Genomic DNA, 14726 nt, shown 5'->3' on the forward strand with positions numbered 1-14726 from the left:
GCCGCGCTATGGCTTTTACCAGCCGGGCATTGGCGTCATCGATCCAGCCGATCTCGACCTCGCACGGGATGGCGTGCCGACCGCGCTGGTGGTGTTCTACCGCGCCATTCTCGCGGCCTCCGACACCGACCCCATCGACCGCCTGATCGGCGAACTGATCAGGCGCGGCATTCGGCCGATCGGGCTGTTTGCGACAAGCCTGAAAGACCCTGAATGCGACGGCTGGCTGCGGCAATCGATCGCCCGGATAGCGCCCGATGTGATCATCAACGCCACGGCCTTTTCGGCGCGCGGCGATGACGGCAAGGGCTCGCCACTGGATGTCGTCGACGCACCGGTGCTGCAAGTGGCGCTGGCGGGCTCAAGCCGCGAGGTGTGGACCGAATCCGACCGCGGGCTGTCGCCGCCCGACCTCGCGATCCATGTCGTGCTGCCGGAACTCGACGGCCGCATCTTCGCCGGTGTCGCCTCGTTCAAGCAGGTCGAAGCCGCCGATCCCGAACTCGGCTATGCGCGCACGGTTCATTCAGGCGATGACGAGCGCATCGTCGCCATCGCCGCACGTGCCCAGGCCTGGATCAGGCTGCGCCGAACGCCCGCCGCCGACAAACGTCTCGCCATCGTGCTGTCGGCCTATCCGGGACGCGATGACCAGATGGCGCATGCCGTCGGCCTCGATGCACCGGAAAGCGCCGTCGAGACGCTGAATGTTCTGCGCGAGCAAGGCTACGCCATCGCCGACGCTCCAGCCGACGGAGCCGCGCTGATCGACCGCCTGAAAACCGGGACGATCCGCTGGCCGGTCGCAAACTACCGCGCCGCCCTCGCCCGCCTCGATCCGGCGCTGGTCGCCGACCTCGAAGCGCAATGGGGTATGCCTGAAAGCGATCCGGCGATTGACAACGGCGACTTCGTCTTCAGAGCGGTGTACTTCGATCACGCGCTAGTCGCGCTGCAACCCGATCGCGGCCAGCGCGCGGACCGCGCCGCCGACTATCACGATCCCCGGCGTTCACCGCGGCACACCTATGTCGCGTTCTATCTCTGGCTTCGTCGCGTCGAACAAAGCGACGCGCTGGTCCATATGGGCGCCCACGGCACGCTGGAATGGCTGCCCGGAAAGTCGGTCGCGTTGTCATCCTCATGCTGGCCCGATGCGCTGATCGGCCCGACGCCGGTGATCTATCCCTTCATCGTCAACAATCCCGGCGAAGCTGCCGTGGCCAAGCGCCGGCTCGGCGCCGTCACCATCGGACACATCACGCCGCCGATCAGCACCGGAAAATTGCCGCCGGGATTGCACGTCATCGAGCGTCTGCTCGACGAATATTCCGTCGCCGAAGGGCTCGATCCGCGGCGGCGCGAGCGGCTGGCGCGCGCGATCATCGATGCGGCCGCCGAATCCGGCCTCGATCGCGATAGCGGCCTCACGGACAGCATGACGCCGCGCGAGGCCGTGGTGCGGCTCGACAGTTTCGTCTGCGACGTCAAGAACACGCTGGTCGCCGACGGGCTCCACGTCCTGGGGCGCGCGCCACCGCATTCCGACCGGGACCAACGCGAGATACCGTACGAGGCCTGTGCGGCCAGCGAACGCGCCGCGATGCTGGCCGCGCTCGACGGCAGGCATGTGGCGCCGGGCCCCGCGGGCTCGCCATGGCGCGGACGGCGCGACGTGCTGCCGACCGGCCGCAATCTGTTCACCGTCGACAGCCGCGCGGTGCCGAGCCGGACGGCGGCCGAACAGGGCAAGCGGCTGGCCGATGCGTTGCTGACCCGTCATCTCCAGGACCACGGCGACTATCCGCACAATGTCATGGTCGATCTCTGGGGTTCGGCGACGATGCGAACCGCGGGCGAGGAATTCGCCATGGCGTTGCAGCTGATGGGCATCACGCCGGTGTGGGATATGACATCCGACCGGGTCACAGGTTTTGATGTGATGCCATTGGCGATGCTCGGACGACCGCGGATCGATGTGACCTTGCGGATTTCAGGCCTGTTCCGGGATGTGTTTTCAACGTTGCCGGCGCTGTTCGAGCAGGCGGCAGCGGCCCTGGCCGCGCGCGACGAGCCCGGTGAGGAAAATCCCTATCGCGCCATATCCGGTCCGCGGGTGTTCGGACCCGCGCCGGGCGATTACGGCGTCGGTGTCGTCGAAGCCGTCACGGAGTTCACGCCTGCCACCGCCAACGACGCCGGTGAAGCCTGGCTCGCCGCCAGCGCGTTTTCTTATGGCGGAGTTCACGACGGCACCGCCGCGCGGGCTGCTTTAGAGCGGCGCACTGCCGCCGCCGACGCATTTGTCCATACCCAGGACCTGCCCGAGACGGATCTCCTGACGGCGCCGGATTTCGCCACCCATGAGGGCGGATTTGCCGCAGCAGTTCGCAAGCTGAGCGGCGCAGCCACGGCGCTTTATCATGCCGACTCCACTACACTTGATGCGCCGCGGATGCGGACGCTTGCGGAAGAGATCGCCCGCGTGGTTCGCGGCCGCGCCGCCAATCCGCGCTGGATCGCCGGCCAGATGCGGCACGGGTTTCGCGGCGCGGCCGAGATCGCCTCGACGCTCGACCAGATGGCGCTGTTCGCGCATCTGGCCGGCGCGGTCGAAAGCCATCATTTCGATCTTTACTACGACGCCACGCTCGGTGATGACGAGGTGCGGCGCTTCATCGAGCAAGCCAACCCCGAGGCCGCCGCGATCATGCGCCAGCGCTTTCAGCAAATGCTCGACGCCGGCTATTGGAAAACCCGGCGCAACAGCGCGATCGACGGGATCGCAAAAGCGCCTGTCGATGCGGAGGCCGCATCATGAGCTATGCCTACGAGACCGACGGCGCCGCGATCTACCGAAGATCGTTCGCGATCATCCGCGCCGAAGCGCGGCTCGACCGTTTCGCCCCGGAAGACGAAAAGGTCGCGGTGCGGATCATCCACGCCAGCGGCATGGTCGATATTGCCGACGATATCGTGTTCACATCCGGCTTCAGCATTGCCGCCACCGCGGCGCTCCGTGGGGGCGCGCCGATTTTTTGCGACGCCCAGATGGTCGCGCATGGCATCACGCGCGCGCGGCTGCCGGCCGACAACGCCGTGATCTGCACCCTGTCCGATCCGCGCGTGCCCTCGCTCGCCGCCGCGCACGGCACCACCCGCAGCGCGGCAGCGATGGAATTATGGCGGGAGCGGCTGGCCGGATCGGTCGTGGTGATCGGCAACGCGCCGACCGCCCTGTTCCGGCTGCTGGAAATCCTGCAGGAGCCCGATGTGATCCCGCCCGCCGCCGTGATCGGCATGCCGGTGGGTTTTGTCGGTGCGGCGGAATCCAAGGAGGCGCTGCTCGCCGCCGCGCGCGTGCCGGGCGTCATCGTGCGCGGAAGGCGCGGCGGCAGTGCGATGGCCGCGGCCGCCCTCAACGCTGTTGCAAGCGAGACCGAATGAGTTCGCCCGCGACCATCTATGGCGTCGGCCTTGGCCCCGGCGATCCGGAATTGATGAGCGTCAAGGCGGCGCGGCTGATCGCCAGCGCCGGCGTGGTCGCGCATTTCCGAAAATCCGGGCGTCCCGGCAATGCCCGCACGGTGGTCGATGGCATGCTGGCGCCCGGCGTCATCGAGGAAGCGCTGGAATATCCCGTCACCACCGAGATCGCGCTGGACGATCCGGCCTATGGCGACGCGCTGCGGCTGTTTTACGACGACTGCGTGCGCCGGCTGCTGCGGCATGTCGCCGACGGCCGCGATGTCGCCGTGCTATGCGAGGGTGATCCGTTCCTCTACGGCTCGTTCATGCATCTGCACAGCCGCATCAGCGGCCGCGCGCCGGTCGTGGTGGTGCCGGGCATTTCCGGCATGTCCGGCTGCTGGACCGCTAGCGGCGTGCCGATCACCTTTGGCGATGATGTCCTGACCGTGATCCCGGCAACGCTCGACGACGCGACGCTGCGGGAAAAGCTGCAATCGATCGACGCGCTGGTGGTGATGAAACTTGGCCGCCATCTGCCGAAGGTGCGGCGCGCGCTGCGGGACGCCGGCCTTGCCGAACGGGCGATCTATGTCGAGCGCGGCACCATGGCCGGCGAAAAGGTGTTACGGCTCGCCGACAAGAGCGACGACGAGGCGCCCTATTTCTCCATGATCCTCGTTCACGGCCGCGGGCGCCGGCCATGACCGGCTGGCTCGCCATCGCCGGCCTCGGGCCCGGCGCCGCGCAACTGGTCACGCCCGAAGTGACCGCGGCGCTGGCCGAAGCCACCGATCTGGTCGGCTATGGACCCTATGTGGCGCGGGTGTCTGAGCGCGCAGGCTTGACGCGCCACGGCTCCGACAACCGGGAGGAGCTTGACCGCGCCGGCCTTGCGCTACGGCTCGCGGCGGAGGGCAAGCGCGTCGTCGTGGTCTCGTCGGGCGACCCCGGCGTGTTCGCGATGGCGGCGGCGGTGTTCGAGGCGGTCGATGCGGGCGAACCATCATGGCGCGATCTCGACATCAGGGTGCTTCCCGGCATCAGCGCGATGTTCGCCGCCGCCGCGCGGGTCGGCGCGCCGCTCGGGCACGATTTCTGCGCCATCAATTTGTCGGACAATCTGAAGCCGTGGGAATTGGTCGAACGCCGGCTGCGGCTGGCGGCGCAGGCCGATTTCGTCATCGCGCTCTATAATCCGCTGTCCTCGGCCCGGCCCTGGCAATTCGGACGAGCGCTCGAATTGCTGCGCGAGGAATTGCCCGGCACGGTTCCTTTGGTGTTCGCGAGCGCCATCAGCAGCACCCGCGAGGCGATCGAAACAGTGGCGCTGCGCGACGCGGTGGCAAGCCGCGCCGACATGCGCACGGTGGTGCTGATCGGCTCATCACGGACGCGCTTGATCATACGCGCGGACGGCAATCCGTTCGTCTATACGCCGCGCTCCGCCGGGGTGTCGCCATGACCGAGCCAGCGCAAAACCTCGGCAACGGTTTCGACTTTTTCCCGCGCCGGAATAAATGGCCGGTGAACCATCACCACCGGCAACGCGAGGTCACGCGCCGCCTCGATCTTGGCCGAGGCGGCGCCGCCCCCGGCGTTCCTGGCCACGACGATTTCAGCGCGGAAATTCGCCAGCATCGCGCGGTCGCCTATCCGGTCGAACGGACCGCGCGCCACGATCACTTCCGCGCCGGGCAGCGGCAGCGGCGCACGCGGCGGATCGACCAGCCGGACCAGATAGGCGTGCTGCGGATACGCCGCGAAAGTCTCGAGATACATCCGGCCGATGCCGAGAAATACCCGGCGCGGCACGGGCCCGAGCGCTCTGGCGGCCGCGGCGAGATCATCGACTTCGATCCAGCGATCGCCGGGCGCGCGTTGCCAGGGCTTGCGTTCGAGCGCCAGCAGCGGCACGCCGACTTTCGTACAGGCAGTCATCGCATGCGCGCTGATCTGCGCCGCGAACGGATGGGTGGCGTCGACCACCCGCGCAATCCGTTCGGCACGAAGATAGTCCGCCAGACCATCGATGCCGCCGAAGCCACCGACACGCCAGGCGATCGGCGGCGGCACGGGGTTCTCGGTGCGGCCGGCATAGGACAAGACCGCCTCGATGCGCGGATCGTTCGCCACCGCTTGCACGAGGCGAGTGGCATCGGCGGTGCCGCCGAGGATCAGAACGCGCAATGGCGTGGCCGGGGAAGATGTCATGACCGCCAGCGATGACATGACCACGCCCTGGCTGTCCATCCTCGGGATCGGCGAAGACGGGCTCGACGGGCTGTCGGCGGCGGCGCGCGATCTGCTCGCGCGCGCCGAATTGGTGGTCGGCGGCAACCGGCATCTGGCGCTCGTCGCTGCGCTCAACAAGCCGACGCTCGAATGGGAGACGCCGTTCGCCGCCTCGATCCCAAGACTTATGGCGCATCGCGGCAAGCGCGTGGTGGCGCTGTGCTCGGGCGATCCGTTCTGGTATGGCGCGGGCTCCGTGATCGCGCAAGCGCTGCCGGTGGCAGAAACCATCGTGATCCCGGCGCCTTCGAGCTTCGCCTGGGCCGCGGCGCGGCTGGGCTGGCGACTGGAGGAGACGATCACGCTGGGCCTGCACGCCCGGCCGATCGAATTGTTGCGCCCGCATTTGCGGACCGGCTCGCGCTTGATCGTGCTGGCGCGCAACGGCCGAGCGCCGGCGCAGATCGCGACCTATCTGAGCGGCGTCGGCTTTGGCGCCTCATATCTTACAGTGCTTGAAGCGCTCGGCGGCCCGCGCGAACGCGTTCGCGGCACGGCCGCAGCAGAGTTCGCGATAGCCGACATCAGATCCCCGGTAGCGGTTGCGATCGAAGCCTCAGCAACCCCGGACGCGGTCGTGATTCCGTGCGTGGCCGGGTTGCCGGACGAACTATTCAAGCATGACGGCCAGCTGACGAAACGCGAGATCCGCGCGATCAGTTTGTCGGCATTGGCGCCGCGCGGCGGCGAGTTGCTGTGGGACGTCGGCGCCGGTTCCGGCGCGATCGGTATCGAATGGCTGCTCGCCCATCCGGCCAACCGCGCCATCGGCATCGAGACGCGCGAGGACCGGCTCGGCACGGCCCGCGCCAATGCGTCGGCGCTCGGTGTTCCGCATTTCGATCTCAGGCTCGGCAGCGCGCCCGAGGCGCTCAAGGCATTGCCGACGCCGGACGCGGTGTTCGTCGGCGGCGGCGCGAGCCGCGATGGCGTGCTCGAAGCGATTTGGCAGGCGTTGCCGCCGGGAGGACGGCTGGTGGTCAATTCCGTGACGCTGGAGACCGAAGCGATATTGATTGCCCGGCACGCGCGCCACGGCGGCGCCTTGCTGCGGTTTGCAGTCGAGCGTGCCGGTCCGATCGGCGGCCTCACGGCCTGGCGGCCCGCGATGGCGGTGGTGCAATGGAGCGTGACCAAATGAGCCGGCTCGTCATCGGCGTCGGTTTTCGCGATCGGGCCAATGCGCAATCGATCAGCGAGGTGCTGGCAAGCGTTGCCTCGCGTTCCGCCATGAGCGGTATGGAGACCGTGCTCGTTGTCCCCGAGGACAAGGCCGCTCATCCCGGCTTGCGCGCAGCCGCACAAGCCATGCAACTGCGGATCGAGACCGTCACGGCCGATGCGATGGACACGGACGACATCCGCATCATCACGCGCTCGCAACAGGTGAAGAAATACCGCGGCGTCGACAGCGTTTGCGAAGCGGCGGCGCTCGCCGCGGCCGGCGCCGGCGCGCGTCTTGTCGTCACCCGTGTCGTATCGCGCGACCGCTTCGCCACTGCGGCGGCCGCCATCACCGAGGATGCCACGCCATGACCGTCCACTTCATCGGCGCCGGCCCGGGCGCACCGGATCTGATCACGGTGCGCGGCCAAAATCTCGTGGCGCGCTGTCCGGTATGTCTGTTCGCGGGATCGCTGGTGCCGCGCGAGATCATCGCGCTCTGCCCGCGCGACGCGCGGATCGTCGACACCGCGCCGCTCGACCTCGACGCCATCACCGCCGAATTCGTCGCGGCCCACAATGCAGGGCTCGACGTGGCCAGGCTGCATTCCGGCGACCTTTCGGTGTGGAGCGCGATGGGCGAGCAGATCCGGCGGCTCGAAAGCCTTGGCATTCCCTATACGGTGACGCCGGGCGTTCCGTCCTTCGCCGCCGCGGCCGCCGTTCTCGGACGCGAATTGACACTGCCCGGGGTGGCGCAGACCGTGGTGCTGACGCGCACGTCGGGCCGCGCCTCGGCGATGCCGCCAAAGGAAAGCCTCGCCGCCTATGCCGCAACCGGCGCGACGCTCGCGATCCATCTCTCGATCCATGTGCTGGACGAGGTCGTGGCGACGCTGCTGCCCCATTACGGGGCCGACGGCGCGGTCGCGGTGGTGGTGCGCGCGAGCTGGCTGGAACAGATCGTCATCCGCGCCACGCTGGCAACGATCGGCGCCAAGGTGCGCGCCGAAAAGATCGAACGCACCGCCCTGATCCTGGTCGGACCGGCGCTTGCCGCGCGCGATTTCGCCGACAGCGCGCTTTACGACGCCAACTACGATCGCCGGTTCCGGCCGTCCGCGGAGGACAGCCGTGGACGCGAATAGGACGCCGGGGCTGATTGTCGCCGCTCCCGCCAGCGGCAGCGGCAAGACAACGTTGACGCTGGGGCTGCTCGCCGCGTTGCGCCGCCGCGGCCGGGCAGTGCAACCCTATAAATGCGGACCGGATTATATCGACCCGGCGTTTCATGCCGTCGCGGCCGGCAGACCCTCGTTCAACCTGGATTCCTGGGCGCAGAGCCGCAACCGGTTCGAGGCGCTGCTGGGGGCTGCCGACGGCGCCGATTTATGCCTCGCCGAAGGCGTCATGGGACTTTTCGACGGCATCGCCGCGCCGGGCGACGGCATCGCCGCGCCGGGCGCATGGGGCAACGGCTCTACCGCCGACATCGCCGCGGCGACCGGATGGCCGGTGGTGCTGGTGCTCGATGTCTCGGGTCAGGCGCAATCCGCCGCCGCGGTCGCGCTCGGTTTCGCGCGCTACCGCGATGGCGTCACCGTCGCCGGCGTGATCCTCAATAAGGTGGCCAGCGAACGCCACGCCATGTTGGTGCGCGACGGATTTGAACAGAGCGGGATGAAAGTGTTCGGGGCGATCGGACGGGACGAGGCGGTCGCGATACCGGAACGCCATCTCGGGCTGGTCCAGGCGCAGGAAGATCCCAACGTGGCGACGCGACTTGCGGTGCTGGCCGATCTCGTCGAACGCAATGTCGACCTCGCGGCAATCGAGGCCGTGGCGCGTCCGGCACATCGCGAGCCGCATACGGTCGCGGCCCCGCTGGCACCGCCCGGACAACGGATCGCACTGGCGCAGGACGCTGCGTTCTCGTTCATCTATCCGCATCTGGTGGCGGGCTGGCGTGCGGCCGGTGCCGAGATCGTCGCGTTCTCTCCCCTCGCCGACGAACCGCCCGATCCATCCTGCGACGTCGCTTGGCTTCCCGGCGGCTATCCGGAACTGCACGCCGGAAAGCTCGCCGCCGCCTCTCGCTTCGCCGACGGCATGCGTGCCTTCGCAAAGACGCGCCCCGTCCACGGCGAGTGCGGCGGCTACATGACACTTGGCGCCGGCCTGATCGACGCCACGGGAACGCGCCACGCGATGCTCGGGCTGCTCGGGCTCGAAACCGATTTCGCGGCGCGGCGTCTGCATCTCGGCTACCGGAGCGCGACGCTGCTGGCACCCATTCCTGGCTACGCAACGGGGCGCGTGCTGCGCGGTCACGAATTCCACTATGCGCGCGTGCTGGCGCAGACCGACGAACCCCTTGCCGAGATTCGCGATGCTTCGGGCGTGCCGGTGGCGGAAACTGGCGGCCGGCGAGGTCGCGTCACCGGAAGCTTTTTCCATTTGATCGATACAGCGGAGACTACGGCATGACGGCGCCTGCCCCCGATGCGACCTCTTCCGGCAGCATCGCGTTGATCGGCGGCGGACCGGGCGACGTCGACCTGCTCACGCTGCGCGCCGTCGAGCGGCTGCGTGCCGCCGATGTCATCCTCTATGACGACCTTGCCGGTGACGGAATTCTGTCGTTCGCGCGTCCCGACGCCGAACTTGTCGCCGTCGGCAAGCGGGCCGGACACCCTTCGCCGAAACAGGAGGAAGTGAGCCGGCTAATGGTCGGCTACGCCAGGCTCGGCAAGCGCGTGGTCCGGGTCAAGTCCGGCGATCCCTCGATCTTCGCCCGCACCGATGAAGAGATCAGCGCGGCACGCGCCGCCGGCGTGCCGATCGAGATTGTGCCCGGTATCACCACCGCGACCGCGGCCGCGGCCTATCTTGGCACCTCGCTCACCAAGCGATTGGTGGCGCGCCGGGTTCAGATGGTCACCGGCCATGACGTCGACGGCCAACTGCCTGCCGACCTCGATATCACGGCGCTTGCCGATCCCGGCGCCACAACCTGCGTGTTCATGGGAAAAGCCACCTTTGCCGAATTGGCCGACAGGCTGATCGCCCACGGCCTGTCCGGCGAGACCCCGACGGTGGTGGTCGAAAGCCTCGGCTCTCCGTCCACCCGGGTCATGGCGGGCACCCTGGCCGAAATCGCAACGCGGCTCGCCGCGGCGAAGCCGGCCGGGCCGTGCCTGATCCTCTACGGCGCCGCGCTCGCCGGCGTGGCCGCGCGTGACGGCGAAGCCATTGCTTGAAATAGCCGAAGGCTTAAGACGGCTGAGCCTGTCTCAGAGACGGTCGAGACTGGGATCGGCGTCGTATCCCTTGAGCCGGTAAATGGCGAATGACAGCGCCCAGCTGGCGATGAAAAGCGCAACGATGCCGTAGCCCAGGGCGCCGAAATTGTCGTTCAGATCCGAAATCGCGTTCCAGAAGGCGCCATGAAGCTGGAACTGATCGCCGATCAGGCCGAGGGTTTCGATGCCGCCGACCACCAGCGCCACCACCACGGAAACCGATGTGATGGTGAGATTGTAGAACAGCTTGCGCATCGGGTTGCGATAGGCCCAGCCATAGGCCCCCAGCATGACGATACCGTCGGTGGTATCGACCAGCGTCATCCCCGCGGCAAACAGGAACGGAAAGATCAGGATCGACCAGCTGGACACGGCGTTCGACGCCTGCGCCGAAAGACCGAACAGGCTGATCTCGCTCGCGGTCTCGAAACCGAGCGCGAACAGCAATCCGATCGGATAGAGGTGCCAGCTGCGCGAGACGAAACGAAACAGCGGCCGGAACAGCCGCGCCAGCCAGCCACGCTGATGGAGCAGCGTTTCGATTTCATCTTCGCTCATCTCGACGCCGCGTTCGGCCGATCGGAAAACGCGATAGAGGCCGAACAACACAACGAGGTTGGCGATGGCGATGACGAACAGGAACAGCGCCGACGCCGAAGTTCCGACGATGCCGCCGATTTCACGGTAGGACGCGAACCGGTCGTCGAGCGCGTGCGCCGTCAGCGCGACGGCAATGGAGGCCAGCACCACGACGGTCGAGTGGCCCAGCGCAAAGAAAAAGCCGACTGCGATCGGCCGCTTCCCCTCCTGCATCAATTTGCGCGTCACATTGTCGATGGCCGCAATGTGATCCGCATCGATGGCGTGACGAAGCCCGAGACTGTATGCGAGCACCGCGGTTCCGATCAGGACCGGCTGATGCGCGAATGCGGCGAATGCCCAGATCCAGCAAGCCAGATTGGCGCCGACCAGGACCGCATACAGTGCGACGACCTGGATTCGAAACGGCACTTTGCCGGAGACAATTTCCGTTGGGGGTGTAGGTATTATCGGCACGGCCATGGTGACTTTACTTCTCGAACTCCGCGTGCGGCTCAGATCGGCGCACGCCAACATCCACAGCCGGTCAATATATAGAAGGATCGGCGCGCTAGCGTGCTTCCTTTTTTCTATCAGACGCTAGGAAACCTCATCGTTCAAGATCGCCCGGACCGGCAGCGCGGGAAAGGGTCCCACGCCGAAGTTCTTGCGCCGTGTCCGGGGTGGACCGAAGAACCAGCTTTCCTCGCGGGCAATCGCCGCGACTTCCGGAAGGATCGAGACGTCGATCGCCGGCAGATAGACGGCCGAATATTCCACCTTCGGAACCTCGGGCTGTTCGACGAATATCTTCAGCTGGCCTGACTCGAGATCGCCGGCGAACAGTTCCGGCGGCAGCAGACTGACCCCCACGCCGCGCCGGACCAGGAGCGCCACCACGCTAAAACTGTTGCAACAATGCATGAGGCCGGGACTCACTTGGGCCTGTTCGAACCAGTTGATGATGGAATGATAGGCATTGGCATCCTGCGGCATGCCGATAATCGGCAGGTCGGCGAGATCGGCCGCTTTCATTTCCCGGTCCTTCGGACACAGCTGCGGATGACCCAGCCACTTCATGGCGCAATCGCCGAGCGACACCCGCACCACCCCTGGCAGCTGAACCGGACCAGGCAACAGGGCGATGTCGATCTGGCGGCGGGCAAGCCTGGTGACCAACCGGTTCGACAGATCGACGTCGATCTCCATCTGTACCTTGGGATAGCGCTCCTCGATCCGGGCGAGAAAATTCTGAAACCAGGTCAGCGCGATGCTTTCGACCACGCCGACGCGGATGGTGCCGACAGCCGATTTGCCGCTGGCGGCAACGCGCATGGTCGCGACTTCCGACAGGATGCGCTCGGCGCTGGCAAGGCAGGTCTGGCCGACCGCCGTGGGCACCACGTTCCGCCCCTGGCGGCGCAAAACCTTGGCGCCGAGCTCGCGCTCGAGCTCCTGAATACGGCGGGTGACGGCCGGCTGGGTAAGATTGAGATGCTGCGCCGCAGCACCGATTCCCCCAAGCCGGACCACCCACAGCAGCGTTTCCAGATGACGGGAATCCATTCCCGTATAATGTATCCGCATGATTTCGATGTCTATAATTCATTTGTAATGCACCCAATCCCGGCGAAATAATCAGAATTGACCGGGTCTATTCCAAAAATGGAAGAGAAATACATGCGCGATATTTATAAGTTTTCCATGCAGGCCGTTGTCTGCCTGTCCTTCCTGGCCGTCAGCGCATTGTGCGGCGCAAAAGCCGAGGACGCGTCCTGCGAACCGGCAAAACTCGCGACCAAATATCCCGGCCTCGCCGGCAAGACGATCAAGATCGGGCAAGACGGCGAGAGCGTGCCGTTCAGCATGCGCGACCCCAAGGACTTTACGAAGCTGGCCGGGCTGGATGCCGATCTTGCGCAAGCGACCTTCGCCTGCATCGGCGTCCCCATACAGTTCACGATCGGGACGTGGTCGGGACTGATTCCGGCGGCGATGTCGGGCCAGATCGATGTGATGTGGGACACCCTGCTCTACACGCCCGAGCGGGCCAAGAAACTGGATTTCGTAGTCTATATGAACGCCGCCACCGGAATGCTCGTCGCCAAGGGCAATCCCAAGAACATCCACGCACTTGGCGATCTGTGCGGCCTGACCGGCACCACGACGCTCGGCACCACGCAGGAGGCCATGTTGCGCGACGCCAGCAGCAAATGCGTCGCCGCCGGCAAGCCTGCGGTCAACATCATCACGTCCACCGACATGCCGAGCGGCTTGCGCCTGGTGCAGAACGCGCGTGCGGATCTGGTGTCGGTCAACAAGTTCGTCGGCGACAACATGGTTGCGGCCAATCCCACCACGGTCGAGAGCGCGTTCGACGTCATCACCGGCGCCAAGATTGCGGTCGGCACCGCAAAGGGCAATCCGGATCTGGTCAAGGCGCTGCGCGACGGGCTCACGGCGATACGCGCCAGCGGCGCCGAAAAGCAAATCTATGAGCGCTACCACGTCGATTACAGCCTCACCGCCGAGCCGGTGATCCTGACCGAATGAGCGCGATGCAGGCGATCGCACCCCACGCAGAATGACCGCGGCCATTGACAATGCAAAGGCGCATTGTCGGCGGCGCGTACCGGAGAGAAAATCATGACCACTGAACCGTCCCACGTGCCGCTGCACGTCGAAGCCGCGCGCGTGCTGGAAATAGAGCAGGCGTTGCTGCGCATCCCCAGTTCCGCCTTCCAGGAGCAGCAGATCGCCGATCATCTGGCCGAGCGGATGAACGACATCGGGCTCGACGTGACCATGATGGAGGTCGTGCATCCCTTCGATCCGGGCATCACCAGCCGCCAGCCGGTGGGCGTTTTGCGCGGCACCGGCGGCGGTCCCAGCCTGATGCTCAACGGGCACATGGATCCGGGCGTTGAAATGCCGGGGTGGTCGGTGGATCCCTATGGCGCCAAATTCGAGGACGGCTGGGTCTGGGGCATGGGCGCCCATGACGACAAGGGCGGCCTCGCCGCCGCCTTTTGCGGCGTCGAAGCCATCATCCGCTCAGGCACACGGCTCAAGGGCGACGTGCTGCTGTGTCCGGTGATCGCGCACAAGCTCGGCGGAGCCGGCACCAGGGCGCTGCTGCGCAGCGGCGTGCGGGCCGACCTGTGCATCAACATGGAGCACTCCAACAACACCATCGCCAATGTCTGCGTCGGCGTCGTGATGGTGCGGATCCGGGTCGAGGCGCCGGAATTGTTCTTCCGCTACAGCGCCGAGGCCAAGGCCGCGTATTGGAATCCGATCGAGCAGCTTTGCGAGGTCGTTCGCCGCATCGGGCCGAGCCTAGATCCGATTCCGCAAGGAAGCTGGATGACCTTCGATGCGCACCCGGAGCTGCCCGGTTTCCCGACCCATACCTTCGATACGTTCCACAAGGAGCATTACTATCAAAAGAACTATACCGGCCTGCACAGCAAGCAGGCCGAGCTGTTGCTGCAGTTCCGCACCGTGCCCGGACAGACCCTTCAAAGCGTGAGCGCGGATGTTCACGCCCTGCTGGAAGGCATCCGGCGCGACCATCCGGCGTTCAACTACAGTTTCGAATTGCCGGCCAAGGGCACCGAAGAAGGATGGTGCCAGGAGCCGATGGCTTGCGCCGCGGATCATGCCCTGGTGACGGCCTTGGCGGCGGGTCAGGAATTGGCATCGGGGGCGCCGGCCGTCGTCGGCGGCTGGGGCCGGCTCGGCAATGTCGGCGACGGCAATATTATCGCTGCGCATGGGATTCCCACGGTGCAGTATGGCCCGGGCGACATTCGCATCTACAAGGAATGGCCCACGGCCGATGAACGTGTGCGGCTCTCCGATCTGGTCACCGCCGCGCAGGCGGTCTCGTATGCAACAACCAGATTGTGCGGCTGA

Annotated in this window: 14 protein-coding genes; 11 read left to right on the forward strand and 3 right to left on the reverse strand. The window is 66.4% G+C overall.

What is annotated here, in order from left to right:
- The 4 genes from cobN to cobJ form a co-directional block, all read left to right on the forward strand.
- Window positions 1–2821 (forward strand): cobaltochelatase subunit CobN (gene cobN, locus HB630_RS05850; RefSeq protein WP_213770792.1); only part of this gene is annotated, 2821 nt, incomplete at its 5' end.
- Window positions 2818–3447, forward strand: coding sequence for a precorrin-8X methylmutase (locus HB630_RS05855; protein WP_213770793.1), 630 nt, complete (start codon window positions 2818–2820; stop codon window positions 3445–3447). The genes cobN and HB630_RS05855, both read left to right, overlap by 4 nt.
- Window positions 3444–4175, forward strand: a complete 732-nt coding sequence (locus HB630_RS05860) for a precorrin-2 C(20)-methyltransferase (protein WP_213770794.1) — start codon at window positions 3444–3446, stop codon at window positions 4173–4175. Before HB630_RS05855 ends, HB630_RS05860 begins: the two co-directional genes overlap by 4 nt.
- On the forward strand, window positions 4172–4933 hold the full coding sequence (gene cobJ / locus HB630_RS05865) for a precorrin-3B C(17)-methyltransferase (protein WP_213770795.1): 762 nt from the start codon (window positions 4172–4174) through the stop codon (window positions 4931–4933). The genes HB630_RS05860 and cobJ overlap by 4 nt, the downstream gene beginning before the upstream one ends.
- Here the strand turns inward: cobJ and HB630_RS05870 are convergent.
- Window positions 4900–5682: a cobalt-precorrin-6A reductase gene (locus tag HB630_RS05870; protein ID WP_213770796.1), complete on the reverse strand. Its 783-nt coding sequence runs from the start codon at window positions 5680–5682 to the stop codon at window positions 4900–4902. The two genes, cobJ and HB630_RS05870, sit on opposite strands and share 34 nt — an antisense overlap.
- Between HB630_RS05870 and cbiE the strand changes: the two genes are divergently transcribed.
- The 5 genes from cbiE to cobA are packed head-to-tail and all read left to right on the forward strand — an operon-like array spanning window position 5681 to window position 10187.
- Window positions 5681–6904: a precorrin-6y C5,15-methyltransferase (decarboxylating) subunit CbiE gene (gene cbiE, locus HB630_RS05875; protein WP_213770797.1), complete on the forward strand. Its 1224-nt coding sequence runs from the start codon at window positions 5681–5683 to the stop codon at window positions 6902–6904. The two genes, HB630_RS05870 and cbiE, sit on opposite strands and share 2 nt — an antisense overlap.
- Window positions 6901–7299 (forward strand): cobalamin biosynthesis protein, encoded by a 399-nt coding sequence (locus tag HB630_RS05880; RefSeq protein ID WP_213770798.1) that lies wholly within the window; start codon window positions 6901–6903, stop codon window positions 7297–7299. Before cbiE ends, HB630_RS05880 begins: the two co-directional genes overlap by 4 nt.
- Window positions 7296–8075, forward strand: a complete 780-nt coding sequence (gene cobM, locus HB630_RS05885) for a precorrin-4 C(11)-methyltransferase (protein ID WP_213770800.1) — start codon at window positions 7296–7298, stop codon at window positions 8073–8075. Before HB630_RS05880 ends, cobM begins: the two co-directional genes overlap by 4 nt.
- A complete protein-coding gene (locus HB630_RS05890; RefSeq protein WP_213770802.1) occupies window positions 8062–9414 on the forward strand; it encodes a cobyrinate a,c-diamide synthase in 1353 nt (450 codons plus the stop codon). The genes cobM and HB630_RS05890 overlap by 14 nt, the downstream gene beginning before the upstream one ends.
- Window positions 9411–10187, forward strand: a complete 777-nt coding sequence (cobA, locus tag HB630_RS05895) for a uroporphyrinogen-III C-methyltransferase (RefSeq protein WP_213770804.1) — start codon at window positions 9411–9413, stop codon at window positions 10185–10187. Before HB630_RS05890 ends, cobA begins: the two co-directional genes overlap by 4 nt.
- Before the next feature lie 33 nt (window positions 10188–10220).
- On the opposite strand, the gene HB630_RS05900 is transcribed toward cobA, so the two are convergent.
- Window positions 10221–11291 carry a HoxN/HupN/NixA family nickel/cobalt transporter gene (locus HB630_RS05900; RefSeq protein ID WP_213770806.1) on the reverse strand — a complete coding sequence of 357 codons (1071 nt, stop codon included), beginning with the start codon at window positions 11289–11291 and terminating at the stop codon, window positions 10221–10223.
- 117 nt (window positions 11292–11408) lie between these two features.
- Window positions 11409–12374, reverse strand: a complete 966-nt coding sequence (locus HB630_RS05905) for a LysR family transcriptional regulator (RefSeq protein ID WP_213770808.1) — start codon at window positions 12372–12374, stop codon at window positions 11409–11411.
- Between the two features lie 114 nt (window positions 12375–12488).
- Here HB630_RS05905 and HB630_RS05910 point away from each other — a divergent pair, with 114 nt between their 5' ends.
- Window positions 12489–13361 carry a transporter substrate-binding domain-containing protein gene (locus tag HB630_RS05910; protein WP_213770810.1) on the forward strand — a complete coding sequence of 291 codons (873 nt, stop codon included), beginning with the start codon at window positions 12489–12491 and terminating at the stop codon, window positions 13359–13361.
- A gap of 93 nt (window positions 13362–13454) precedes the next feature.
- Window positions 13455–14726: a M20/M25/M40 family metallo-hydrolase gene (locus HB630_RS05915; protein WP_213770812.1), complete on the forward strand. Its 1272-nt coding sequence runs from the start codon at window positions 13455–13457 to the stop codon at window positions 14724–14726.

The organism is Bradyrhizobium sp. dw_78, assembly GCF_018449525.1.
Lineage (GTDB): Bacteria > Pseudomonadota > Alphaproteobacteria > Rhizobiales > Xanthobacteraceae > Bradyrhizobium.